Source organism: Micromonospora sp. H61 (assembly GCF_018070325.1).
GTDB classification, from domain to species: domain Bacteria; phylum Actinomycetota; class Actinomycetes; order Mycobacteriales; family Micromonosporaceae; genus Micromonospora; species Micromonospora salmantinae.
On the sequence record NZ_JAGPXY010000237.1, the window covers coordinates 1 to 737 of the forward strand.

The 737-nt window shown below is 69.6% G+C and carries 1 protein-coding gene; it reads right to left on the minus strand.

What is annotated here, in order from left to right:
- Positions 1-512: C39 family peptidase (locus KBX08_RS33370; protein WP_210787729.1), on the minus strand; the 512-nt coding region annotated here is incomplete at its 3' end.
- Between the last annotated feature and the right edge of the window lie 225 nt (positions 513-737).

Genomic DNA, 737 nt, shown 5'->3' on the forward strand with positions numbered 1-737 from the left:
TCGTAGGAGTGGGTGACGCCGTCGGTGTCGGTGCTGGTGCCGGCGATGTTGGCGACCACGGCGCGGCCGTCGTCGACGGTGCGGACGATGTCGGCGCGCAGGGTGTCGGTCTGCTTGGTGTCGGCGTCGGGGGTGCTGATCTCCACGGACCGGTAGGCGTCGTTCTTACCGGTTTCCTTGTTCAGCACGGGGGTGATGTCGTTGATGGAGTTGGTGCCGGCCTCGGTGGTGCCCATTTCCTTGGCCATGTCGTCGACGTTGATGTTCTTGCCCTGTACGGACAGGGCGTTTCGGGTCGCGGCGGGCCCGCAGTAGTAGAAGTTCGGCTGGGCCTCGTAGCGCACGCCGAGCTCTCGTTCGCCGTGGCCCTTGCGGTCGGTCTGGGTTTGCGCGGCCGGGGTGCTGGTGGTGGGTGCGGCGAACGCGGTGGTGACGGGGCCGGCGATGGCGCCACCGGTGAACGCGAGACCAGCGGCGGTCAGGGCGGTCTTACGGATCAGATCGGTACGCATGATGGCGTGCTCCTCTGCATCGGGGGTGCCCGCACCACACCCGGGGGTGGGTGGTGCGGGAAAGTTCGTGGCGACGCCGGCGATCCGGGGGGACCTGCTCGGGCGTTGCGGGGGATGTAACCGGGGCGGCCTGCCGGGTGTTCCCGGGCGGCTGCCGCGCCCCACGACCGGGACAGTCGCGGTGGTCTGCCAGGTATAACGACCCGGCCCGGCCCACGATTCCGC